Source organism: Tenacibaculum sp. FZY0031, assembly GCF_036350695.1.
GTDB lineage: Bacteria > Bacteroidota > Bacteroidia > Flavobacteriales > Flavobacteriaceae > Polaribacter.
Map to the genome: position 1 here is coordinate 59071 of NZ_JAZDVY010000002.1, position 24759 is coordinate 83829.

The 24759-nt window shown below is 34.2% G+C and carries 22 protein-coding genes; 9 read left to right on the forward strand and 13 right to left on the reverse strand.

The annotated features are described in order from the left end of the window. Positions 1-223: 223 nt before the first annotated feature. The 7 genes from V1T75_RS02585 to V1T75_RS02615 form a co-directional block, all read right to left on the reverse strand. On the reverse strand, positions 224-1243 hold the full coding sequence (locus V1T75_RS02585) for a hypothetical protein (RefSeq protein ID WP_330487010.1): 1020 nt from the start codon (positions 1241-1243) through the stop codon (positions 224-226). Beyond that, positions 1230-2771, reverse strand: coding sequence for a hypothetical protein (locus V1T75_RS02590; RefSeq protein WP_330487011.1), 1542 nt, complete (start codon positions 2769-2771; stop codon positions 1230-1232). The genes V1T75_RS02585 and V1T75_RS02590 overlap by 14 nt, the downstream gene beginning before the upstream one ends. Positions 2772-2867: 96 nt before the next feature. After that, complete coding sequence (locus V1T75_RS02595; RefSeq protein WP_330487012.1) at positions 2868-3578, reverse strand: LytR/AlgR family response regulator transcription factor; 711 nt, start codon at positions 3576-3578, stop codon at positions 2868-2870. 10 nt (positions 3579-3588) lie between these two features. Next, positions 3589-3906, reverse strand: coding sequence for an Hpt domain-containing protein (locus tag V1T75_RS02600; protein ID WP_330487013.1), 318 nt, complete (start codon positions 3904-3906; stop codon positions 3589-3591). A gap of 2 nt (positions 3907-3908) precedes the next feature. Then, entirely contained in the window at positions 3909-5621 is a 1713-nt protein-coding gene (locus tag V1T75_RS02605; protein ID WP_330487014.1) for a GAF domain-containing sensor histidine kinase, read from the reverse strand. Then, complete coding sequence (locus tag V1T75_RS02610; RefSeq protein WP_330487015.1) at positions 5621-6160, reverse strand: heme NO-binding domain-containing protein; 540 nt, start codon at positions 6158-6160, stop codon at positions 5621-5623. The genes V1T75_RS02605 and V1T75_RS02610 overlap by 1 nt, the downstream gene beginning before the upstream one ends. Positions 6161-6163: 3 nt before the next feature. Next, positions 6164-6568, reverse strand: a complete 405-nt coding sequence (locus V1T75_RS02615; protein WP_330487016.1) for a response regulator — start codon at positions 6566-6568, stop codon at positions 6164-6166. A gap of 162 nt (positions 6569-6730) precedes the next feature. On the opposite strand from V1T75_RS02615, the gene V1T75_RS02620 reads away from it, so the two are divergent. After that, positions 6731-7096, forward strand: coding sequence for a YchJ family protein (locus V1T75_RS02620; RefSeq protein WP_330487017.1), 366 nt, complete (start codon positions 6731-6733; stop codon positions 7094-7096). Positions 7097-7254: 158 nt separating this feature from the next. Here the strand turns inward: V1T75_RS02620 and ilvA are convergent, their stop codons facing one another. From ilvA to V1T75_RS02650, 6 genes are all read right to left on the reverse strand, one after another. Then, positions 7255-8520: a threonine ammonia-lyase IlvA gene (ilvA, locus tag V1T75_RS02625; protein ID WP_330487018.1), complete on the reverse strand. Its 1266-nt coding sequence runs from the start codon at positions 8518-8520 to the stop codon at positions 7255-7257. A 4-nt stretch (positions 8521-8524) separates the two neighbouring features. Beyond that, positions 8525-10027: a ketol-acid reductoisomerase gene (gene ilvC, locus V1T75_RS02630; protein WP_330487019.1), complete on the reverse strand. Its 1503-nt coding sequence runs from the start codon at positions 10025-10027 to the stop codon at positions 8525-8527. A 24-nt stretch (positions 10028-10051) separates the two neighbouring features. After that, positions 10052-10579 carry an acetolactate synthase small subunit gene (gene ilvN / locus V1T75_RS02635; RefSeq protein WP_330487020.1) on the reverse strand — a complete coding sequence of 176 codons (528 nt, stop codon included), beginning with the start codon at positions 10577-10579 and terminating at the stop codon, positions 10052-10054. A 6-nt stretch (positions 10580-10585) separates the two neighbouring features. Beyond that, positions 10586-12319 carry a biosynthetic-type acetolactate synthase large subunit gene (gene ilvB / locus V1T75_RS02640; RefSeq protein ID WP_330487021.1) on the reverse strand — a complete coding sequence of 578 codons (1734 nt, stop codon included), beginning with the start codon at positions 12317-12319 and terminating at the stop codon, positions 10586-10588. A 163-nt stretch (positions 12320-12482) separates the two neighbouring features. Next, on the reverse strand, positions 12483-14159 hold the full coding sequence (ilvD, locus tag V1T75_RS02645; protein ID WP_330487022.1) for a dihydroxy-acid dehydratase: 1677 nt from the start codon (positions 14157-14159) through the stop codon (positions 12483-12485). Position 14160: 1 nt separating this feature from the next. After that, positions 14161-15048 (reverse strand): branched-chain amino acid transaminase, encoded by an 888-nt coding sequence (locus V1T75_RS02650; protein WP_330487023.1) that lies wholly within the window; start codon positions 15046-15048, stop codon positions 14161-14163. A gap of 899 nt (positions 15049-15947) precedes the next feature. On the opposite strand from V1T75_RS02650, the gene V1T75_RS02655 reads away from it, so the two are divergent. From V1T75_RS02655 to V1T75_RS02690, 8 genes are all read left to right on the forward strand, one after another. Then, positions 15948-16559, forward strand: coding sequence for a GNAT family N-acetyltransferase (locus V1T75_RS02655; RefSeq protein ID WP_330487024.1), 612 nt, complete (start codon positions 15948-15950; stop codon positions 16557-16559). Further along, positions 16556-17749 carry an argininosuccinate synthase gene (locus tag V1T75_RS02660; RefSeq protein WP_330487025.1) on the forward strand — a complete coding sequence of 398 codons (1194 nt, stop codon included), beginning with the start codon at positions 16556-16558 and terminating at the stop codon, positions 17747-17749. Before V1T75_RS02655 ends, V1T75_RS02660 begins: the two co-directional genes overlap by 4 nt. A gap of 318 nt (positions 17750-18067) precedes the next feature. Next, positions 18068-19045: an N-acetyl-gamma-glutamyl-phosphate reductase gene (argC, locus tag V1T75_RS02665; protein ID WP_330487026.1), complete on the forward strand. Its 978-nt coding sequence runs from the start codon at positions 18068-18070 to the stop codon at positions 19043-19045. 54 nt (positions 19046-19099) lie between these two features. Next, on the forward strand, positions 19100-19897 hold the full coding sequence (gene proC / locus V1T75_RS02670) for a pyrroline-5-carboxylate reductase (RefSeq protein WP_330487027.1): 798 nt from the start codon (positions 19100-19102) through the stop codon (positions 19895-19897). Continuing rightward, the gene (locus tag V1T75_RS02675) at positions 19897-21024 is read left to right on the forward strand and encodes an aspartate aminotransferase family protein (protein ID WP_330487028.1); all 1128 of its coding nucleotides are present in this window, start codon (positions 19897-19899) and stop codon (positions 21022-21024) included. Before proC ends, V1T75_RS02675 begins: the two co-directional genes overlap by 1 nt. Positions 21025-21421: 397 nt before the next feature. Continuing rightward, on the forward strand, positions 21422-22360 hold the full coding sequence (locus tag V1T75_RS02680; protein WP_330487029.1) for an acetylornithine carbamoyltransferase: 939 nt from the start codon (positions 21422-21424) through the stop codon (positions 22358-22360). Positions 22361-22497: 137 nt separating this feature from the next. Then, complete coding sequence (gene argB, locus V1T75_RS02685; protein WP_330487030.1) at positions 22498-23277, forward strand: acetylglutamate kinase; 780 nt, start codon at positions 22498-22500, stop codon at positions 23275-23277. Further along, on the forward strand, positions 23274-24332 hold the full coding sequence (locus tag V1T75_RS02690) for a M20 family metallo-hydrolase (RefSeq protein WP_330487031.1): 1059 nt from the start codon (positions 23274-23276) through the stop codon (positions 24330-24332). Before argB ends, V1T75_RS02690 begins: the two co-directional genes overlap by 4 nt. Positions 24333-24759: the final 427 nt, after the last annotated feature.

The following is a 24759-nucleotide window of genomic DNA, read 5'->3' on the forward strand; positions in this document are numbered from 1 at the left end:
GTTAAAGCGTTTATTGGCTTACTAAAAACTTTCTGTAGATGAAAAAACAATAACTATAGATAAATGGTTTTTGTCGTTTTTATATAAGTGAGATGAATGTTGCTAAACAGGTTCATTTTACAACAAGCTTTCTCTTTTCCTTTCTAACAGTCACTAAGCAAGCACAACAAAAAACCTGTAAAGTAAACTTCACAGGTTCTTATTTTTTAGTAAAAACAGCTTATTAGAATTTTCCTACTTTGATCTTTAAGTTTAATTTATAAAACTTTGCCCAATCTGGTATTTGTTCTTTATGTAAAGGAATAATCTCCGTTAAAATATTTCTTTCTGTTGGTTCATATTTCTTTTGAAATTCAGTTGGTGCCTTATAGGTTGCTATGTACAGTTTATTAATAATTCCTTTAGAAATTGTTTTATCAGGAAACTCGACCTCTACAATAGCTCCCTTATTTATTTTAGACAGATCTTTTAAGTTAAAATATGCTTTTATAAAAACTTTTTCTACATTATGAATTGTTAATACATTTTCTGTTTTATAACAAGCTTCTTCACTACTTTTTAAAATTTGACCAACAACCCCTTTTATTGGAGAAATGTATGTATTTTGATAATCTTCATTACTCGTTGTTATTAACTGAATATCTGGTTGAATTAACTTCTTATCTGTCTGTAAAAAGTATAATTCGCTCTGTTCCATTTTTATTTGACTTTCAAGTAACATTTTTTGAGTCAGTAAATCATCTAACTTTGTTTTTGTATACACATCTAGTAAAATAAGTTTTGTTATTTTTTTCTCTTGAATATTCAAAAACGAAAGCCTTTCTTTCAATCCTTTTAACCTTATTTGCTTACTATTAATTTGCCTTTCTATTTCTAATAGATTGTTATTTTGTTTTTCTCTTCTATCAAAGTTTTTTAATACTATAGATGCGTCACTATCAAAATCGTTTTGAAAGTAATTAAATAACTTACTTCCTTTACTAACAGTATCTCCTTCATTAATATAAATTTCTTTGAGTCTTACATCGTTTGTAAAATTAACATCTACTTTTTCCATTAACATCTGTCCATTACCTTCTAACCATAAAGTTTTATGATACACAAAGCTTGTTAACCAAACAGCAAGCCCTATAATAATTATAAAATACAAAGCTCTGTCAAAGCCCAGCTTTTTCTTTTTAATTACAGGTTCTTTTAGCGTTCTAATTACTGCCTTTCCTCTTTTATAATTAAATGCTTTCATCTGTTTTTATTTTAATTCTTTCTACTTCTTCTTTAATAAACTGCTCTACTGTTTTAGTACTCTTATTTACCAAAACATAATTAATTGATCTATTTTTTAATTTTTCTTGAATGGCTAAATCATTTCTCAACACTACTACGCTTAACCCTTTAGCTTTTAAAAAATTAAGCTGAAAATTTAGGTTGTATTTTTTGCTGCTTACAAGCACTAACCTTTCTAAATTTGTTGTCTTTTTAAATGTGTAAGGAACAAACAAAGCATCAATTTTGCTAGTTTCATTTAGCTCAAAAAGCCTTGTTATTACTTTATATAACTGTCTTTTTAACTGCAAAACATTCTCTAATATTCTAAATTGTTCTTCTAAAAAGTCTAATAATAAAGTTCCTGTATCTTGAGTTTTAAATTCTTCTTTTATTATTTTTAGTATTCTTATTCTTTCTTCTAAAACTTGCCAGTTTTTGTATTCATTTTGCAAGTCTTTTAGTTTTTCATTATACTCACTTATATAAGTGAGTGTGTTATTAAATTGTTCTAATGACGTATCTGCTTCTTGTGCTTTTAAAATTTTTATTTTTGTTTCAATAATTTTCTTTCTGTTATTAAAACGTAAGGGTGCTTTAAAACGAATACCTACGGAAGGAAAATACCGTTGCGTTGCTTCTGAATAACGGTAGTTTTGATTTACATACAACGATAAGTTAATATCATTTAATCGATGCTGTTGTAAGTGAATATTCTCTTCTTTAACGTGTATTGGTGCATAGGTTTCTTTAAGTGAAAAGCTGTCTAACCGTACTTTTAACAGTGGAAGTTTTTTTATTTTTAAATAAGCTGTAGAAACACTATCTCTTAGTAGAACGTTTTCTTTCTCTAACGTTGTTATTTGTTCTTCTAAAACATGTATTTGACTGCTTACTTGTAGTAACTTTTCTCTTTTTATTAGTTTTTGATAATACAGTTTATTCAGTAAATCAAAGTAATCATTTTCAAATGATAGAAATGTTTTTTGTAAGTGAATTACTTCCTTGTTTAAAACATAATTATAATCTATTTTAAACTGTTTTCTCCATAACTCCTTTTGTACTTTATCACTTTCCTCTTTTAATACTACTATTTGATTCTCTACTCTTTTAGCCTTTGTTTTGTTTTCAAAATATCCTGACTTTAATACGTTCCATTCTACTTCTGCTTTTACACTAGTAATTATTGAAGTGTTTGTTTCTTCATCTAAAGCATCACTAAAATTATGATTTGCATTTGCTTTAAACACTAATCCTATATCGTTTTTATACTGATTAGATTCAAGTGTTTTTAAATCTATCTCTAATAGATTTACATTTTTATTTTTTTCTAATTTGAATTGTTGAAAAGGGAGAAATATCTTAGTTTCATTCTCTGGAAATGTTAACGTGATTTCTGCTTTTTTTACCAAGTTTTCTGCATCTTTAATTACCCCTTCTAAAGATTGTCCAAATAAGAAAAATGGTATAAAAATTAATATAATGATATGTAAACTCCTCTTGTTCATTACTCAAAACTAGTAATAACAAGAGTGTTGAAGTATGATAATCGATTAACTGACTATTTACTAAAGATTAATGGCTTTTTTATACAGATAAAATGATTACAGCAAGTTTAATCGCCTTTTTAGTTCATTTCTATTAGATCTGCTCACAGGAACTATATCTTGTTTTATAAGCACACTATTATCTTCTATATCAATAATCTTATTAATATTAATTATATATGATCTGTGTACTTTTAAAAATGAAGCTGCAGGTAATTTTTCTTCAATCTTTTTTAACGGACTATGAACTATGTAGTTTTTTTCTTCTGTTTTCACTTTTATATAGTCTCCTTTAGCTTCTACCACATAAATACTAGGTATATCTATCTTTACCAATCTTCTATCGATATTTACATATAACGTATCTGCATCAGTAGTTGGATTGTGAGCGACTGGTTTAGCATTGCTTTCTTTTCCTTTTGCAGCAATAATTTTTTCTACCGATTTTTTAAAACGACCTAATTCTATAGGTTTTACTATATAATCCACAACAAAATCATATTCAAAAGCTTCGACGGCAAAGTTTCTATCAGAAGTGGTAAGAACAATTTTTGGGGGCTTTTTTAGTGTCTGAATAAGATCAAACCCCGTAAAATCTGGCATGTGAATATCTAAAAAAATAGCATCTACTTTATTACTGTTTAAGAATTTTATGGCTTGTATTGCATTAGAAAACTCACCAACAAGTTCTAATTCTTCTACTTGTTCGCATACTTTTTTAAGAATCATTCTTGACATTAATTCGTCATCTATAACAATGCAGTTCATAGGTAGTCTTTTAAATTATCTTTAAAAAATCGAGCATTACAGGAAGTACATTTTCGAAATATTCTTTATTTTCTATACTATTGTCTGCAAGATTATTTTCAAAGTCGTTGGTTATTTTATAGCTTTTTTCCAAGCCTAAAATACTCATTTTATGTTTAATTCTATGAACAACTTCTTTAGTTTTCTTTAAATCTTCGTTTTTAATATGTAAAAAATAACGTTCTATTTCTCCAGAAAGTTCTTCTTTTAAAACTCCTATAACTTGTTTTTTAAACTCTTCATCTCCCTTAGAAAGCTCGTTTATATACAATAGATTGGGTTGTTCCATAATTACTTTTTTATTGTAAAAAAGAAAGTTGTTCCTTTATTTACTTCAGACTCTAGCCAGATTTCTCCTTTATATAAGTTTACAATTTTTTTTACAATAGACAAACCAATACCAGAGGAGTCTTTAGTTTTATGTAGGGATTGAAAAATTTTAAAAATTTTATCAAAATGTTCTTTTTCAATACCAATTCCATTATCCTTAATTGAAAATTTATAAAATGAATTCTGGTCTTTTACAGCTATTTCTATAATTCCTTCTTCCTTATCATTAAACTTAACAGAATTACTAATTAAGTTTTGAAATAGTTGCTGAAATTTTATCTTGTCTCCTTTAACAACAGGAAGTTTGTTTACAATCTTGATTGAGATATGAGTTGGTAGGTATATCACTTTTTGTAATTCTTCTACTAGAGAATTTATATCAACGTCTTCCTCTTCTTTAGATGCATTCACAATACTTGAATACTCTAATACATCGGTTATTAACTGCTCCATCTTTATCAAAGTATTTTCAATATGATCAAAATTCTGGAGACTGGCTTCGTCAAAAACTCCTTCATTATCACTTTTAATCCAACTGGTTAAGGCATGAATACTTCTTATGGGTGATTTTAAATCATGAGATACAATATGTGCATATTCTTCTAGCTCTTGATTGCTTTTTGCAATCTTTTTTAATAAATCAGCATTTTTCTTTTCTACTTTTTTACGTTTCCTAATATTTAACGCACTTCTTAACTGAAGTGATACCAAACCAGCGATACCTTCTATGGTTTTAAGGTGTTCTTCAGTGAAATAATTTTTCTCTAAATGCTCTGCATTTATTATCCCTATAACTTTATCTTCATGTGTTATGGGTACTGTTAATTCTGATAATTTTGGTATGTGATAAATTACATACCTCTTGTCTAAAGAGGTGTTATTTATCATTTCAGAAACACCTGATTCAGCAACACTTCCTACCACTCCTTCTCCTAAAGGTAATCGCATTTTATCTTGAATTACTTTATTTTTTCTTTTATCAAAAGAGGCTATTAACTCTAACTGTTTCTTTTTCTCATTTACCAAATAAATAACACAATCATCCGTATTTAAGTAATTTGCAACATTGTTTGATATTTCCCAAGCAATTTCATAGATATCTTCTTTTCCTATAATAGCTTTAGCTGTATTATTAATTACTTCAATTACTTGACGTTCTTTTCTTTGATTGGTTATGTCTCTAATAATTCCTTGGGCTGCTATAGGTGTGTGTGTTTTATCAAAAACTACACTAGAGTTTATGTTTACCCACTTTACTTCATTTCTTTTGGTTATAACTCGAGCTATATAATTAGTAAAATAACCATTACTCAATAACTCTGCATAAGAATTCATGGCATAATTATAATCTTCTGGGTAAATAAGACTCACTACGTTTACTTCTCCTTCATTTACATCAAAACCAAAAAAATCTACCGCGACATGATTCATTTTTAACACATTTCCATGAATATCCATCACCAAATAGGCATCATTAATGTTTTCAAAAATTCCCTTTAACTGTGAGTTCTTTTCATCTAAAAGATCTTCTAATTTTGCATTAACCTCTTTTAGCTCTTGAGAAATATTGAATAACTCTAATGATTTTTCTTCTAATATTCTCTCTGCTTGTTTTCTAGCTTTTTTTTGTCTTTCTAGCGCTCTTTGTAGTATTTCTATTTCTTTTATGCTCACTATTTTTTGTTAATAATAAACCTTACTTCAGTTCCATCTTTTTTTATTTTTTCTAAAACAATTTCTGCCGAACTATTAAAGTGCTCAAACGTTTTATTCATTAAACCTAGTCCAAAATGATGCATCGCTCTACTAGACTTATATAGCATTACAAGTGAATTCTTACTTTTTTCTTCTACGAGAAATGTAGGTAATTCTGCATCAGGATATATCTTTTTAACCTCTACATGAATGTGATCTTCTATTGAAGACAGCATTTCTATAGGGTCTTTATATGTAGCTAAAAGCCCCGGATAACTCTCTTCTAAAACAGAAAAAAAATGTTCAGCATATACTAATAATAACTCATCTGTTGAAATTCCCGTGTTTTTACTTAAGTTATCTAGCAATCGTAACATTTCAGAAAACTTGTAGGTACCTATAGCAGTATACACTCCTCCTGAATCTAGCTCAGACTGTTCTATAATTTTATCTACCATTTCGATACCGAACTTATCTTCTACTAAATCTAAAAACTCCGTAAAAACGATTCCTTTCATAGCTTATTTTTTAAACTCATTAAGACTCCAATACGCTAATATTGTGCTTATTTTTTTTTCATAGTCTTGATATTTTAATGGCTTTAAAACATATCCTGCTATTCCTAACCTATAACATTCTGAAATATCTTTATCATTATCAGAGGTTGTTAATACTATGGTAGGAATATGCTTAAGTTTATCATCACTTTTTAAGATAGTTAAGAACTCTATTCCATTAGTATCGGGCATATTCAAATCTAATAAAATAATATTTGGCAACCCTTTTTCCAATAAAGATAAGGCTTCTTTTCCATTATTTGCCTGTGTAATGATATGTTTTTGTAAAATAGATGAAATTGCTCTATTGAACTTAAGTATCTCTATTTTATCGTCTTCTATTAATAATATTTTTATTTTTTTATCCAAAACCTCAATTTAAAAACTAATTTCATAAAAATAAGTCAATTTTAAAGTTATGATTTTTTTCTTTGACAAAAAACTATATATCTATAGACGAAATGCACTTTACTATAGACGAACTGATTTTACTTTTTTTCAATTACTTTTGACAACAAATAATTCAAAATTATGCAATGTCCCTGCAATCCTGCTATATTATATAGTGAATGCTGTGCAAAAGCACATCAAAACATTTATTCAGTTACCTCAGCTGAAGCTTTAATGCGTTCAAGATATAGTGCTTTTGTTTTAGCTAATATTGATTATTTACAAAAAAGTCACCACAGTAGTACTCGACCTGCTAAAAGAGAAAAGAAAGAGATTTTAACTTGGACAAAATCTGTTAACTGGTTAAAACTAGAAGTACTACAATCAACAGAAACCACTGTTGAGTTTAACGCTTTTTTTATGGAGAACGGCAGTATCGATGTGATTCACGAAAACTCTGTTTTCTGTAAAGAAAATGACCATTGGGTGTATTGGGGTCAAAAATAAGATTGTTTACATCGTCATTTCGAACGCTACTGAAATCAACAATATATTTGACTGAAAATATATTGCGAAGCAACCAAAATTTCTTACACAATGAGTCACAAATAATCAGAAAACTTGTCCTTTAGGTAGAAATGACGATGTAAACAATCTCATCAATATTACACTAAAAATTCAAATAAATTAGGCTTATCATTTAGGTATTCACCATAAAAACTCCGTTTTTTCATTCTATGAATTAACGGCTCTAAATCTTCTTTTCTCTCTAGTTCTATTCCTACAACTGCAGGTCCATTTTCTCTATTGGTCTTTTTAGAGTACTCAAAAAAAGTAATATCATCATTTTCACCCAATACCTCAGCCACAAATTCTTTTAAAGCTCCTGCCCGCTGTGGAAAACGAACAACAAAATAGTGCTTCAATTTATTGTATAATAAAGCTCTTTCTTTAATTTCTGCTGTACGGGTAATATCGTTATTACTTCCACTAATAACACACACTACATTTTTGCCTTTCAATTCTTCTTTATAAAAATCAAGTGCACTTATCGTCAAAGCTCCAGCTGGCTCAACTACAATGGCTTCTTTGTTATACATTTCTAAAATGGTTTGACACACTTTTCCTTCGGGAACGGTAATCATATCGGATAAGTTTTCTTTGCATATCTTATAAGTCAACTCCCCTACTTGCTGTACTGCAGCTCCATCAACAAACTTATCTATACTCTTTAATATTACGTTCTTATTTTTCTCTAATGACTTCTTCATAGAAGGCGCCCCGGCAGGTTCTACTCCTATAATTTTTGTCTTGGGAGATAATAATTTAAAAACACTAGATAAACCAGAAGCCAATCCACCACCACCAACAGGTACAAAAACATAATCTATAGGTTGCTGTGATTGTTCTAAAATTTCTAAGCCTACCGTTGCTTGTCCCTCAATAATTTTTTCATCATTAAACGGGTGTACAAATGTTTTCTCTAAAGTATCTGACAATAATTTTGCTGCTTTATAAGCATCGTCAAACGTATCACCTATCAGTCGAATGTCTGCAAAGTCACCTCCAAACATTTTTACCTGCTCTACCTTTTGTTTCGGGGTTGGTGCAGGCATATAAATAGTTCCGAAAATTTCTTTTTTCCTACATGCCAACGCTACTCCTTGCGCATGATTTCCTGCACTGGCACATACAATTCCGTTTATTAATTCCTCCTCTGTTAAAGAGCTTATCTTATTATAAGCTCCTCTAATTTTATAGGAACGAACCTGTTGTAAATCTTCTCTTTTTAATAAAATAGTAGCATTGAATTGCTGGGATAAATTAAAATTTTCTTGCAAAGGTGTAACTGCTACGACTTCTTTCAAAGTCGTAGCAGCTTGTTGTATTGCAGATAATTTAGGAAAATAGGTTTCTTTTTGAACTTCCATACGATTATGCTAAAACGGGTTCTTCTTGACTGACATTGGTTTTGATAACCTTCATAGCCGTCATTGCTTCTCTCAATTCTGCTCCTACTTTTTCAATAGGGTGATTGCGAATTGCTTTATTCACTTTAATTAATTCAAGATTATCTACTTCGTTAGTATTATTATAATCCTTTCCGATAACATCAGTACTTACCGATTTCATAAAATCAGTTAATAATGGTTTGGCAGCATGGTCAAATAAATAACATCCGTATTCAGCAGTATCAGAAATAATACGGTTCATTTCAAACAACTTCTTACGTGCCACAGTATTGGCTATTAATGGTAATTCATGTAACGATTCATAGTATGCCGATGCTGAAATAATTCCTGATTTTACCATCGTTTCAAACGCTAACTCTACTCCTGCTTTTACAAAAGCAACTAACAACGTTCCTTTATCAAAATAGGCTTGTTCTGAGATTTCTTCAGAAGTAGCTGTTGTTTTTTCAAATTGCGTTTCTCCAGTAGCGGCCCTCCATGTTAATAGATTTACATCATCGTTTGCCCAATCTTCCATCATCGTTTTTGAAAAGTGCCCTGACATGATATCATCCATATGCTTATTAAACAATGGAGCTAATACTTCTTTTAATTCTTCGGAAAGCTGGTAAGCTTTAAGCTTTGCTGGATTCGATAAACGATCCATCATATTCGTGATTCCTCCATGTTTTAATGCTTCTGTAATCGTTTCCCATCCGTATTGAATAAGTTTAGATGCGTATGCTGGTGCTACTCCTTCTTCTACCATTTTATTGAACGACAAAATAGATCCTGTTTGTAACACACCACATAAGATAGTTTGCTCACCCATTAAGTCTGATTTTACCTCAGCTACAAATGAAGACTCTAAAACTCCTGCTCTATGTCCACCAGTAGCAAACGCATACGCTTTTGCTTGTGCCAACCCTTTACTCTCTGGATCATTTTCAGGATGCACCGCAATTAATGTAGGCACACCAAATCCTCTCAAGTATTCTTCTCTTACTTCTGTTCCTGGACACTTAGGCGCTACCATAATTACGGTTAAATCCTTACGGACTTGCATTCCTTCTTCCACAATATTAAATCCGTGAGAATATGATAAAGTTGCTCCTGATTTCATCAATGGCATCACTGCATTTACTACCTGTGTGTGCTGTTTATCGGGTGTTAAATTACATACTAAATCTGCTGTAGGTATTAACTCTTCATAAGTTCCTACTTCAAAACCGTGTTCTGTGGCATTTTTGTACGATTGGCGTCGCTCTTTAATAGCTGCTTCTCGTAATGCGTATGAAATATCTAACCCTGAATCGCGCATGTTTAATCCTTGGTTCAATCCTTGAGCTCCACAGCCAACAATTACCACTTTTTTGCCTTCTAATGCTGTAGTTCCTTCTGAAAATTCTTCCGCATTCATAAACCTACATTTCCCTAACTGTTCTAATTGTTCTCTAAGTGATAATTGGTTGAAATAATTTTTCATTTCTATTGTATTTGTGTTGTTTGTTTATGCTTTTATTAATTGTAATAGTTTTGATACTGGCATTTCATCTTTCGTAATGGCTATTCTACCAGACCGAACAAATTGCATGATACCATGCTTATCTAAAATGTGATATAGTTCTTCGACTTCTTCCTTTGACCCCGATTTTTCCAAAACAAAAAAGTTTTTGTTTATATTAATTACTCTTGATTTACTTTGATTGATAATCGTTTGTATTTCATCATTTTGAATTAGCAAGTCCGTACTTAATTTAAACAAGCATGACTCTTGGTAAACAGTTGCCTCATCTGTATGATAAAAAGCTTTGATTACCTCTACTTGCTTTTCAATCTGACCAATTATTTTTTTTACTTGTTCCTCGGTTACCTTCACTAAAAGTGTAAATCTTGAGACACTTTTAATTTCAGATTTTGACACGTTAACGCTTTCTATATTTAAGTGTCTTCGTAGAAATATTGCTGATATTCTGTTTAACAATCCAACATTATTTTCTGTATAAATTGAAATTGTATAGGTGTTTTTTGTATGCATATTTTCTTATTTTAATCGAACATCAGATACCGATGCTCCTGTTGGAATCATTGGAAATACATTGGCTTCTTTTTCTACACAAACTTCTAGGAAATAGGCTTCTTCAGCTTGCATCATTTCTTGTACAGCACTCGCTAAATCTTTTCTTTTAGTGACTCTATTTGCAGCCATATGATATCCTTTTGCAATAGTTACAAAATCAGGGTTTGTCATTACGGTAGAAGCGTATCGCTTGTCGAAAAACAACTGCTGCCACTGACGTACCATTCCTAAAAATTCATTGTTGAGTACTACAATTTTAACCGCTGCTTTGGTTTGTAAAATGGTTCCGAGTTCTTGTATGGTCATTTGATAACCGCCATCACCAATCACAGCAACTACTTCTCGCTCTGGAGCTCCCATTTTAGCACCAATCGCTGCTGGTAAGGCAAAGCCCATGGTACCTAATCCACCTGAAGTTATACTACTTTTTGTTTGGTTGAATTCCGCATAACGACTTGCTATCATTTGATGTTGGCCCACGTCGGTAACTACAATAGCTTTTCCTTTAGAAGCTTCATTTATTTGCTTGATAACCTCTCCCATTGTTAAACCTTCTTTGGTTGGAAACAAATCATTTTTTATCACGTTATCAAACTCAACGGCATCGAGATTTCTAAATTCTTGCAACCACTCTTTGTGTGAGTTTTCTTCTAAAAGAGGAAGTGCTGCTCTTAAAGTTTCTTTTACGTTTCCTAAAACTGCTACATCTGTTTTTACATTTTTATCTACTTCCGCAGGATCTATTTCAAAATGAACTATTTTGGCTTGTTTTGCGTAACGATTTAAATCTCCTGTAACACGATCGTCAAAGCGCATTCCGATAGCAATTAACACATCACATTCGTTGGTTAGTTTATTCGGACTGTAATTCCCATGCATTCCTACCATTCCTACATGTAAAGGATGTTTGGTTGGTAAAGCAGATAGTCCTAATAATGTACTTGCTGAAGGAATTCCTGCTTTCTCTATAAAGGCTTTAAATTCTTCTTCTGCTTCTCCAAGTAGTACACCTTGCCCCCAAACCACAAATGGTTTTTGTGCATTATTAATCAATGCAACGGCTGTTTCAATATTTTGTATGTTCATGCTCGGAACAGGTTGATAACTTCGTACTGATGTACATTTTTTATATTCAAAATCAAACTCTTCGAACTGCGCATTTTTAGTAATATCAATCAAAACTGGCCCTGGTCTTCCAGAGCGAGCGATGTAAAATGCTTTTGCCATGACTTCAGGTATGTCGCTTGCTTTGGTTATTTGATAATTCCATTTGGTTACAGGAGTTGAAATTCCCACAATATCTGTTTCTTGAAACGCATCAGACCCTAATAAGTGGGCTCCTACTTGGCCTGTAATGCATACCATTGGCGTAGAATCTGTCTGCGCATCGGCAATTCCTGTAATTAAATTAGTTGCTCCTGGACCTGAAGTTGCTATCGCTACTCCTACCCTACCTGTAGCTCTAGCATAGCCTTGTGCAGCGTGTGTTGCTCCTTGCTCGTGACGTGTTAATACATGATGCAATTTATCTTGATATTTATACAACTCGTCATATACAGGCATGATAGCCCCTCCAGGATATCCATACAATAAATCGACTCCTTCTGCTAATAAACATTTTACTACAGCTTCTGCTCCTGTAATGGTTATTTTTTGTGTCGTTTCTTGCTCTGTTTGTTGTTTCGTTTTTGTTTCCATAAACTCAGCTTTTGGCTTTTAGCATTTAGCTATATGCTTAGTTATTTTATTATTTTTTAACGCTACTATGTATAGTCTTAAATCTTAATTCTGTTGTCTTTTTTTAAAAATCAAACACCTCTGCAAGCCTCAGGAAATTAATCCTCTGGCTATCGCCCTGCGATTAAAATTCGTCGGTTACACATCCATTAGAAGCAGATGCTACTGTTCTTGCATATTTATAGAGTACCCCTCTTTTTACTTTTAAAGGTGGAGCTGTCCATTCTTGTTTTCTTTTGACTAATTCTTCTTCCGAAACCTCAACATTTATCGTATTCGTTTCAGCATTAATGGTTATGGTATCCCCGTCTTTTACTAAAGCGATTACCCCACCTTCTTGCGCCTCAGGTGTAATGTGACCTACCACAAATCCGTGCGTTCCTCCCGAGAAACGACCGTCGGTAATTAGCGCAACCTCTTTACCTAATCCTGCTCCCATAATAGCAGCTGTTGGCTTTAACATTTCAGGCATTCCCGGTCCTCCTTTGGGCCCTTCATAACGAATTACCACCACATCTCCTTTTTCTACTTTTCCGTCTCTTATCCCATCATTAGCGGCATACTCTCCTTCAAAAACTTTGGCTTTTCCTGAAAAATACAATCCTTCTTTTCCTGTTATTTTAGCTACAGAACCTTCTTTGGCTAAGTTTCCATAGAGCATTCGTAAATGTCCTGTGGCTTTGATAGGAGTTTCTAATGGTTTTACTACATCTTGCCCTTCCGTTAAACTTGGAACTGCTGCTAAATTTTCCTCCAATGTTTTTCCAGTTACGGTTAAACAATCGCCATGTAACAACCCTTTTTCTAGTAAATATTTTAAAACTGCTGGTGTACCTCCTACTTTGTGTACATCTTCCATAAGGTACTTTCCACTAGGTTTTAAATCGGCTAAAAATGGCGTTTCATCAGAAATACGTTGAAAATCTTCTAAGGTAAATTGTACCTCTGCTGCTTTTGCGATGGCTAAAAAGTGTAATACTGCATTGGTAGAACCTCCCATTACTGTTACCAATCGTACCGCATTTTCCAACGATTTTTTAGTAACGATGTCTGATGGTTTGATGTCTTTTTCAAGTAATACCCGTAACGCTTCTCCTGCCTTAACACATTCTTGCTCTTTGTCGTTACTTATCGCTGGGTTCGATGAATTATAAGGCAAACTCATGCCCAAAGCTTCAATTGCTGATGCCATCGTATTTGCGGTATACATTCCTCCACAAGCTCCAGCTCCTGGGCACGCTTTCTCAATCACATTTTGATATTCTTGTTGCGTAATGGTTCCCGCTACTTTCTCTCCCCATGCTTCAAAGGCAGATACTACGTCTAACTTTTTTCCTTCATGACATCCTGAAGCAATGGTTCCCCCATATACTAAAACAGAAGGACGGTTTAAACGCAACATTGCCATGAGAGCTCCTGGCATGTTTTTATCACAGCCTACTACGGTTACCAATCCGTCATACGACATCGCTTGCACTACGGTTTCCATAGAGTCGGCAATCACATCACGAGAAGGAAGTGAATAGCGCATTCCTGGTGTTCCCATAGAAATTCCGTCAGAAACACCGATGGTATTAAATATCAACCCCACTAAATCGGCATTTTCGGTTCCTTCTTTTACCAATTTTGCCAAATCGTTTAAGTGCATATTACACGGATTTCCTTCATATCCTGTACTTGCTATTCCTACCAATGGTTTTTCTAAGTCTGATTTCGACAAACCTATAGCATGCAACATGGCTTGTGCTGCTGGTTGTGTATCGTCTTGCGTTACTTGTTTACTAAATTTGTTTAGTTCCATGTTAACTTGCTTTGCGTTTTTGACCTAAGCCTACTACTTCGTCTTTGTATAATTTCATTAATTTATATCCGTGTGATTTTTCCCAGGCTAGAGGAAATTGATAATCGTCTAGTGACTGTAATCCAACTACTTCGGCAGCAGTTCCTGTAAAAAAGCAAGCATCTGCATTTTTTAATTCTTCTAGCGTAAAATGCTTTTCTTCAACAGAGATTCCTTCTTCTTTACATAAATCGATAACTGTAGCACGGGTAATTCCTGCCATAATGTGACCTCTTGGTGGTGTGTATAACTTCCCATCTTTCTGCATAAAAACATTTGCCCCAGAACATTCAGCTACATTACCGTTCATATCTAATAACAATGCTTCGTCATAACCGTTATTTTTTGCTTCGTTCGTTGATAGTATAGAGTTGGTATAGTGACCTGTTACTTTGGCTTCTACAAAACATGATTTTGGATTCGGACGTTGGAATGAAGACGTTTTTACACGTAGCAATTTATCTCCCATATACTTGCCCCACTCCCAACATTGTATTACTAAGTTCGTCTCTTTAGAAGTCAACAAACTCATATCGGCTCCAGTAGTCACTAACGGACGTATATATGCATCTTTCAAACCATTACATTCTAATAATTCATACGTAATTTGTGTTAATTGTTCTTCTGAATACTCCAATTGAATATTCATGACTTCTGCTCCATACTTAAGCCTTTTATAATGCTCATATGGCTTGAAAATTTTCGCTCCTTCGTTGGTATTGTATGCTCTTATACCCTCGAAAACCCCATTTCCATAGTGCAAACTTTGACTATACAAGTTAGCACTTGCTTCTGCGGCTTTGATAAACTCTCCGTTGTAATAGATTACTGTTTCTTCGTTGTAATACATTTTTCAGTTGTTTTGCTGTTCAAAATTATTTTTCGTTTTTTATTCTCTTTTCTATTTTCCTGTGCTTTAATGATTTCTAACCTATCTTTAAAAAACACAATTATTTAAAAATCAATACATTAACTTTTTAACCTTATGATATTCACGGAATAAAAAAAGCCTGTATCTAGAGTTAGATACAGGCTTCCTTATAGGCAAAAATTATCTGTATCAACTCGGTGGAGAGCTAATAATGACAATAATAATTACCACGATGTTAAAAAATTGATTCATATTTTTTGCAACTAAAAAAGGCTTCCTAAAATTTAGGAAGCCTTTTTAAAATTTATATTATTTAATAATAAATACCACTTCCTTATCCTTGTGAAATAATCACAATGACAATAATAATAGAAATGATATTTACTACTTGTTTCTTCATTTGATGCCACAAATATTTGAAATTATTTTTTAGTTATCCTAATGTTTTTTTGTTTTTTTTATTTCCCCTTATAAAAAAACATCTCATAACCTCCTATATTACTTACACTTATAAAAAATTTTATTTTTTGTTTAGTATTTATCAAAATTTATTTTATAGATTTGCGGCATCATGCAAACAAATAAAATATACAATCATATACCCAGTTTATTAGTGCGGTCTTACAGACGGTACTAGTCTTCCTTTTGCTTTAAACTGAGTATTGTATAATTTATTTTTTTATCTGTGATTTCAATCATTTACATTTTTATATCGTTACAAATTCCTGTTGTTATTTTTAACAACTCAACTACTGTACGACCTACTTTTATCCGACGTCGCCCGTAAGGGTATGACTTCTTTTTGGGAACTCAGGTGCGTCCAGTTCTTCTTTCAAACCAAGGATTATTAACAGAAAATATATTTAAAATCAATTTCAATGAGAGTTGTTATTGCTAATCAATCGCATAGTAAGTATGCAGAAATTATTTGTCAAACTATTGACGAAGCTGCACTGGTTAGAGGCACAGGAATTGCCAAAAGAAAACCAGAATATATTATTACAAAACTAGAAAATGGCAATGCTGTTATAGCACTAGACGGAGATAAGTTTGCTGGCTTTTGCTATATCGAGGCTTGGAGCCATGGCAAGTTTGTAGCGAACTCTGGATTAATCGTACATCCAGATTATAGAGGTATTGGCTTAGCCAAAAAAATTAAAAAAGTAGTTTTTGAGCATTCAAGAACCAAGTTTCCTAATGCCAAAGTGTTTAGTATCACTACTGGCTTAGCGGTTATGAAACTCAACAGCGAATTAGGCTATCAACCTGTTACTTTTTCTGAACTTACAGAAGATCAGTCTTTTTGGAATGGTTGTCAGACTTGTAAAAATTACGATGTCTTGCAACGTACACAGCAAAAAATGTGTTTGTGTACAGGTATGTTATTCGATCCTAACAAAAAACCTCAAAACATAAAAGTAAAAGCCAAAGTCTTTCAAAGACTCAAAAGAATTAAGGAAACCATCTTCCTAAAAAAAGACAAAAAATGAAAAAATTAGTAATTGCTTATAGTGGCGGATTAGATACTTCGTACTGTGCGGTAAGCTTATCAAAACAAGGATATGAAGTTCATGCGGTTAGTGTAAACACTGGCGGATTTTCTTCCGAAGAAATTAAAAGAATTGAACACAACGCTTACACCATGGGTGTGGCTACCTATAAAAATATCAATGCGGTAACTGATTATTATAACAAAGTAATTAAGTACTTAATTTTTGGTAACGTATTAAAAAACAACACCTATCCGCTTTCAGTAAGTGCTGAAAGAATTATACAGGCCATAGAAATTGTAAACTATGCTAAAAGTATTGGTGCTAGTTATATTGCTCATGGTAGTACAGGTGCCGGGAACGATCAGGTGAGGTTTGATATGGTTTTTCAAACGATTGCTCCTGAAATTGAAATCATAACGCCTATTAGAGATTTACAACTTTCAAGACAGGAAGAAATTGAATACTTAAAAAACAACGGTATTGATTTGTCTTGGGAAAAAGCTAAATACTCAGTTAATAAAGGCTTATGGGGAACCAGTGTAGGTGGTGAAGAAACCTTAACCTCAGAACATCCGTTACCAGAACATGCGTATCCTTCGCAAGTAACTAAAACGGCTCCAGAACAAGTAAAACTTTCTTTTTTTAAGGGAGAATTAACAGCTATTAATGACCATGAAAAAGCTCCTGAGCAAAATATTGAGCAACTGAATGCCTTAGCTTCTAAATTCGGAATTGGCAGAGATATTCACGTAGGCGATACTATTGTAGGTATTAAAGGAAGAGTTGGCTTTGAGGCGGCAGCAGCGTTAATCACAATTAAAGCGCACCATTTGTTAGAGAAGCACACCTTAACCAAATGGCAATTACAACACAAGGAGTATTTGGCTAGTTTTTATGGTATGCACCTACATGAAGGTCAGTATTTAGATCCTGTGATGAGAGATATGGAAGCTTTCTTTGCTAATAGCCAAGCAAAGGTTACTGGAAATGTTTTCGTAACGCTAAAACCGTATCATTTTACCTTAGACGGAATTGATTCTCCACACGATTTAATGAATGCCAAGTTTGGTAGTTATGGTGAACTAAACAAAGGATGGACTGCTGAAGATGCTAAAGGGTTTATTAAGTTATTAGGAAATCAGAATAAGATATATCAACAGGTGAATCAATTAGGAGTTAGCGGTTAGCGGTTAGCGGTTAGCGGTTAGCGGTTAGCGGTTAGCGGTTAGCGGTTAGCGGTTAGCGAAAATATAAATTTAGAATTCTGTTAGTTAACATATTTAATACTAACTACTAAAATAAAAACCGTCATAACGAGAAATACTATTCTTAGCAGATTGCTTTGCTTTAGCCTGTCTTGAGCAACAGTCGAAAGGCTTGCAATGACAACACATAATATAATGAATATAGAATTTTGTTAGTATAGATTCTAATTACTCAATACTAACTACTAAATTCTAAATACTAATAAACAAATCTCACTTAGTGAGCAAACAACAAACAATATGATACAAGTAGGAATCATTGGAGGGGCGGGATATACCGCAGGAGAATTAATCAGGCTTTTGTTACAGCATCCAAAAGCGGCTATTAATTTTGTGTACAGTACTTCTAATGCAGGCAACAAAATAGCGAATGTGCATCAGGATTTGGTGGGGAGTACCGATTTAACCTTTACCAATGAAATCAACACTTCTGTAGATGTTTTATTCTTATGCTTAGGACACGGACATTCTAAACAGTTTTTAGAAACACATCCCTTTTCAAATCATACAAAAATTATTGATTTAGGGAATGATTTCAGACTGGAAGCTGACAGTACTTTTCAAGGGAAAGAGTTTGTATATGGGTTACCGGAATTCCAAAAAGAAGCCATTCAACAGGCATCTTATATTGCCAATCCGGGATGTTTTGCTACCGCTATCCAATTAGCCTTACTGCCGTTAGCAAATGCAGGTTTGTTACAAGAGGATGTGCATATCAATGCAGTAACCGGAGCTACCGGAGCAGGAACTTCGTTATCAGCCACCACGCATTATACATGGAGAGATAACAATTTTTCGTACTATAAGCCTTTTACACATCAGCATTTAGGAGAAATCAATCAGACTTTGCATACTCTTCAAAACAGTTTTGACAATGATGTATGGTTTATGCCTAACAGAGGAAATTTTTCCAGAGGTATTTACGCTACGTTGTACACTCATTTTGAAGGAACTTTAGAAGAGGCGACACAACTCTATACTGAGTATTATAAAGAGGCTGTTTTTACGCATGTAACAGAGCAAGAGTTGCATTTAAAACAAGTAGTCAATACCAATAAGTGTTTACTTCATGTACACAAACACGGTAATAAATTACTTATTACCAGTGTAATTGACAATTTATTAAAAGGAGCTTCCGGACAGGCAATTCAGAATATGAACCTGATGTTTGGTTTTCAGGAAGATAACGGATTACAACTAAAAGCAACCTATTTCTAATAGTTACAAAGAGATTAACGAACAACAACACAACATACAATCAAAGCTTTCCAAATGAACATAGCAATAATAGGAACAGGAAATTTAGGTAAATCCATTGCAAAAGGATTGATACAACACAACTCGTTTACACAGCTTTTCTTAACGAAAAGAAATACGGATGAACTTAACGAATTTAAAAGTCTCCCAAATGTTTTCATCAGTACCAACAACGAGGAAGCCATTACACAATCAGACATCATCATTTTTGCGGTGCAACCCAGACACTTTGAGGGAGTTTTAAAAGAAACCGCCTCGGTACTTACGGAAAAGCATATCTTAATTTCTACCATTACCGGTTTTTCCATAGACAAAATAGAAAACCTTATTGGAACTGATGCTATTATTATGAGAGCGATGCCGAATACAGCTATTGCCGTAGGAAAATCTATGACCTGTATTTGTAGCAATGCTCAAGGAAAAGCACACCTGCAAACCACAACCACTATCTTCAATCAATTAGGTACTTCTATGGTGATTCCTGAAAGCCAAATGCAGGCGGCTACCGTAGTATGTGCAAGCGGTATTGCCTTTTGGATGCGTTTGATACGTGCCACAACACAGGCCGCTATTCAGTTAGGTTTTGATGCTAAAGAAGCACAAGAACTAGCCATGCACACCAGTGAAGGCGCTGCCAATTTATTAATTGCCACCCGAAATCATCCGGAAGAAGAAATAGACAAAGTAACCACCCCAAAAGGTTGTACTATTGAAGGCTTAAACGAAATGGAACACAAAGGTTTAAGTGCTGCTTTAATACAAGGAATGGTTGCCTCTTTCAACAAAATTAACACTATAAAAACAGCAAACTAATGAGTTTATTTGACGTATATCCTCTTTATGATATTACCCCGGTAACTGCCAACGACGTATATGTATACGACGATAAAGGCACGCAATATTTAGATGTATATGGCGGACACGCTGTAATCTCTATCGGGCACTCACACCCTACCTATGTTAAAAATATTAGCGAACAAGTAAGTAAACTAGGTTTTTACAGCAATGCCATTCAAAATCCGTTACAGGTTGCATTGGCTAACCAATTAGAAAAACTATCGGGTTGTAAAGACTATCAGTTATTCTTATGTAATTCGGGAGCTGAGGCTAATGAGAATGCCTTAAAACTAGCCTCTTTTCACACAGGCAAACAAAAAGTAATTGCTTTTAAAAACTCGTTTCACGGGCGTACTTCTGCGGCAGTAGCAGCTACTGACAATCCTAAAATCATAGCTCCTATCAATGCACAACAAGAAGTTATCTTTTTAGAGTTTGAAGACTTGGAAGGTGTTGAAAAGGCTCTTCAGAATAAGGATATTTGCGCTATTATTATTGAAACCATTCAGGGTATTGGTGGCTTAGACGAAGCATCTACCACTTTTTATAAAGGATTGGAAACCTTATGCCAACAATACAACACTGTATTGATTGCAGATGAAATTCAGTGCGGATTTGGTAGAACGGGTGATTTCTTTGCTTTTCAAAAACATGACATTACGCCACATATTATTTCTATGGCAAAAGGAATGGGGAACGGATTTCCTATTGGCGGTATTTTAATTCACCCAAGCATTCAAGCTTCTCATGGATTGTTGGGTACTACCTTTGGTGGTAATCACTTGGCTTGTGCAGCTTCTTTGGCGGTGCTTGATACCATAGAAAAAGAACAGTTAATGAAGAATGTACAAGAGGTTTCTGCTTACTTTATTGAGCAAGTTTCCACCATTCCACAATTAAAAGCTATAAAAGGTAGAGGTTTCATGTTAGGTTTAGAATTTGATTTTCCTATTGCCAACTTAAGAAAATCATTATTATTCAATCAGCATGTATTTACAGGAAGTGCTAAAAGCCCTAACCTATTGAGAATTTTACCATCGTTAACCTTACAAAAGGAACATGTAGATGCTTTTATCATCGCCTTACAAAAAGAATTGAACTAATCATAACACAAGTAGCATGAAACTAAAATCGCGGAAAAACCTCAATAAACCTTGGTTTTATTAATACCATAAATTTTGAGTTAATGATAACTTGGTTGTCAGTTCGAGTATCGACCCTAAGGGAGATGTGCTTCGGCTTTTCTCAGCAGAGCTATCGAGAACTAATAAATGATCTCTCGATACAATTTTTCTTCCTTTTAGTCAGAAAAACCACTCGACATGACACATCAAAACTTAAAAGACTAATGATTAAAACATTAACAATAAAACTTTGGTTACACATACCCCCACAAATACAAATGAAACATATAAACAACCTCATTACCAATCCCGAATCATCTGGGTGACGTAATACCAAAATATAGATTGCTAAAGAGGCAATCACCCATACAAAATCATGAAAAAATATACCGCTATCAACGATATTGAGAATCTTTCAGATACCATACAAAAGGCAATTCAATTAAAAAAGAACCCGTATCAATGTACGCATATAGGACAACACAAAACCTTAGTTATGCTGTTCTTTAATGCTAGTTTACGTACCAGATTAAGTACTGAAAAAGCAGCTAAAAACTTAGGTATGGAGGTAAGCGTGTTAAACATTACCAATGCTTGGAATATGGAGTTTGAAGATGGTGCTGTGATGAACTTAAATACTTCTGAACATATTAAAGAAGCTGCCAAAGTAATTTCTCAATATGCCGATATTATTGCGGTAAGGGCATTCCCTACCCTAGAGGACAAAGAAAAAGACAGCGCCGAAACCGTGTTGAACAGTTTTGTAAAATACGCCACCGTGCCTATTGTAAATATGGAAAGTGCTACCGACCATCCGCTACAAGCGTTGGCAGATGCCATTACCATTACGGAAACCAAAACGGTAGCCAAACCTAAAGTAGTACTGTCATGGGCACCGCACCCGAAGGCATTGCCGCACTCGGTAGCCAATGCTTTTGTACACTTAATGCACAAAATGGAGGTAGATTTTGTCATTACCCATCCGAAAGGATATGAGTTAGATCCGGAAATCACGAAACAGTTCCCTATTGAATATGACCAAGAGAAAGCTTTTGAGAATGCCGATTTCATCTATGCTAAAAACTGGAGTTCTTTTAATGACTACGGTAACATATTAAGCCAAGATCCTAACTGGATGATTACACAAGAAAAAATAGGTGCTGCTAAATTTATGCACTGCCTGCCCATCAGAAGAAATGTAGTAGCGGAAGATGCGGTTTTAGATGGCGATAATGCATTGGTGATAGAACAAGCCAATAACAGAACTTTTGCAGCTCAGGTAGTATTAAAGGAGATTTTAACACATTTAAGTTGAATTTTAACTTGTCAGTTCGAGTGTCGACCACAGGGAGATGTATCGAGAACTACTTGAAAGCGTCTCGATACAATTTTTCTTCCTTTCAATACGAAAAATCACTCGACGTGACATTAAATTAAAAGATAATTGAAGAAATGAAAACCATAAAGATTGTTAAAATAGGCGGAAACATCATTAATGATGAAAAAGCTTTGAACAACTTCTTAGCTGATTTCGCTCAGTTAAAAGGGCCTAAAGTATTAGTACACGGTGGAGGAAAATTAGCTTCTGAATTGGCTAAGCAACTCAACATTCCGGTAACTATGATTGAAGGCAGACGTATAACGGATACACAAACATTAGACGTAATTACCATGGTATATGCCGGAAAAATCAACAAACAAATTGTTGCTCAGTTACAAGCCCACAATGCCAATGCCATAGGCTTTACCGGAGCAGACGGAAACACCATTGTATCAGTAAAACGTCCTGCAAAACCTATTGATTACGGATTTGCCGGAGACGTGGTCAAAGTAAACCCTGAGCTTCCTGCCCTATTAATCAATCACGGGGTAACGCCTGTATTTTGTGCGATTACGCATGATGCAAACGGACAATTACTCAATACCAATGCCGATACTATAGCCTCGGAAATTGCCATCGGTTTGTCGGCACATTTCAGTACCGAACTCTATTATTGTTTTGAAAAACCGGGCGTGTTAACTGATGTTACTGATGATACTTCTGTTATTGAACAAATCACGTTAGACACCTATGCTCGACTAAAAACTGACGGAGTCATTTTTGAAGGTATGCTTCCTAAGTTAGACAATTGCTTTCATGCCCTAAAAAACAACGTTCAAAAAGTACACATAGGCAATACAGCTATGGTATTTAACTCAACAAACAAACACACCTCATTACAACTATCATGATACAAAGACTTACCACAAAAGCCATCAGGCTGTTAAAAAACCTAATAGAAACACCTTCTTTTTCTTCGGAAGAAGATGCTACTGCCCTACTATTAGAAAACTGGTTTCAGGAATACAACATACCGTATACCCGAACGCAAAACAATGTATGGTCTACCAATCAATATTTTGATGCCAATAAACCTACATTGCTATTGAACTCACATCACGATACCGTAAAACCGAACAACGGATATACCAAAGACCCGTTTAAAGCTATGGTAGAAGATGGAAAACTTTACGGATTGGGAAGTAACGATGCCGGAGGCTGTTTGGTTTCGTTATTAGCAACCTACACCTATTTTTATGCTCAAGAAAACCTACAATACAACTTGGTATTTGCAGGAACAGCAGAAGAAGAAAATAGCGGCCCTAACGGGTTAAACGGATTATTAAAAACCTTACCCAAGATTGATGTGGCTATTGTAGGTGAGCCTACGTTAATGAATTTAGCCATTGCCGAAAAAGGCTTGGTAGTATTTGATGCCGAAGTAAGCGGAACCCCAAGCCATGCCGCACACCCGAATCACGATAACGCCATTTATAATACGATTGAAGTATTACAATGGTTTAAAGATATTACGTTTGAAAAAACGTCGGAAACCTTAGGAGACGTCAAACTCACCGTAACACAAATCAATGCTGGAAAGCAGCACAATGCCGTTCCCGCAGAGGTAAAACTGGTAGTAGATGTTCGTGTAAACGACCAATATACCAATCAGGAAGTAAGCGATTTTTTACAGGAACACGCACCGTGTAAAATTGAGCCAAGAGGATTGCATTTAAACTCCTCTTCTATTCCGGTACCCCATCCGTTGGTACAAGCAGGCATTGCCTTAGGAAGAAAAACCTATGGTTCACCTACCCTATCGGATCAAGCCGTGTTGAGTTGTCCGTCGTTAAAACTAGGTCCCGGAGACAGTACCCGTTCCCATACCGCCGATGAGTTCATTTATCTGCAAGAAATTGAAGAAGGGATTGCGTTGTATATAGCGTTGTTGGAGAAGGTATTGTAGAAGAAAATAGAACAAAGAGGCAAGAACAAAGAAACAAGAAAAGAGAAACAAGGCATCTTTGCTCTAACAGCGAAGCGGTCTATTTTCTTGGCTCTAAAATTACCCGTCTTTACTCTAACAGCGAAGCGGTCTTTCTTCTTGGTTCTAAATAACCGTCATAACGAGAAGCGGTCATTGAGCCTTTCGGCTTCGCTCAAGGTAAACTCAAAAGTCGAAATGAGCGACGTGGTTATCTCCAGATAGTAATTGTCAGTTCGAGTGATTTTTATTGAGTGATAACGAAATAAAAATTGTATCGAGAACTAATTCGAATACTTCTCGATAGCTCTGCTGAGCGTAGCCGAAGTACAAAATTATTTACATTTCATTTCAATAATTTTACTCGAAGTGACAATAAATAACATAACATAGAATTTTGTTAGTTTAT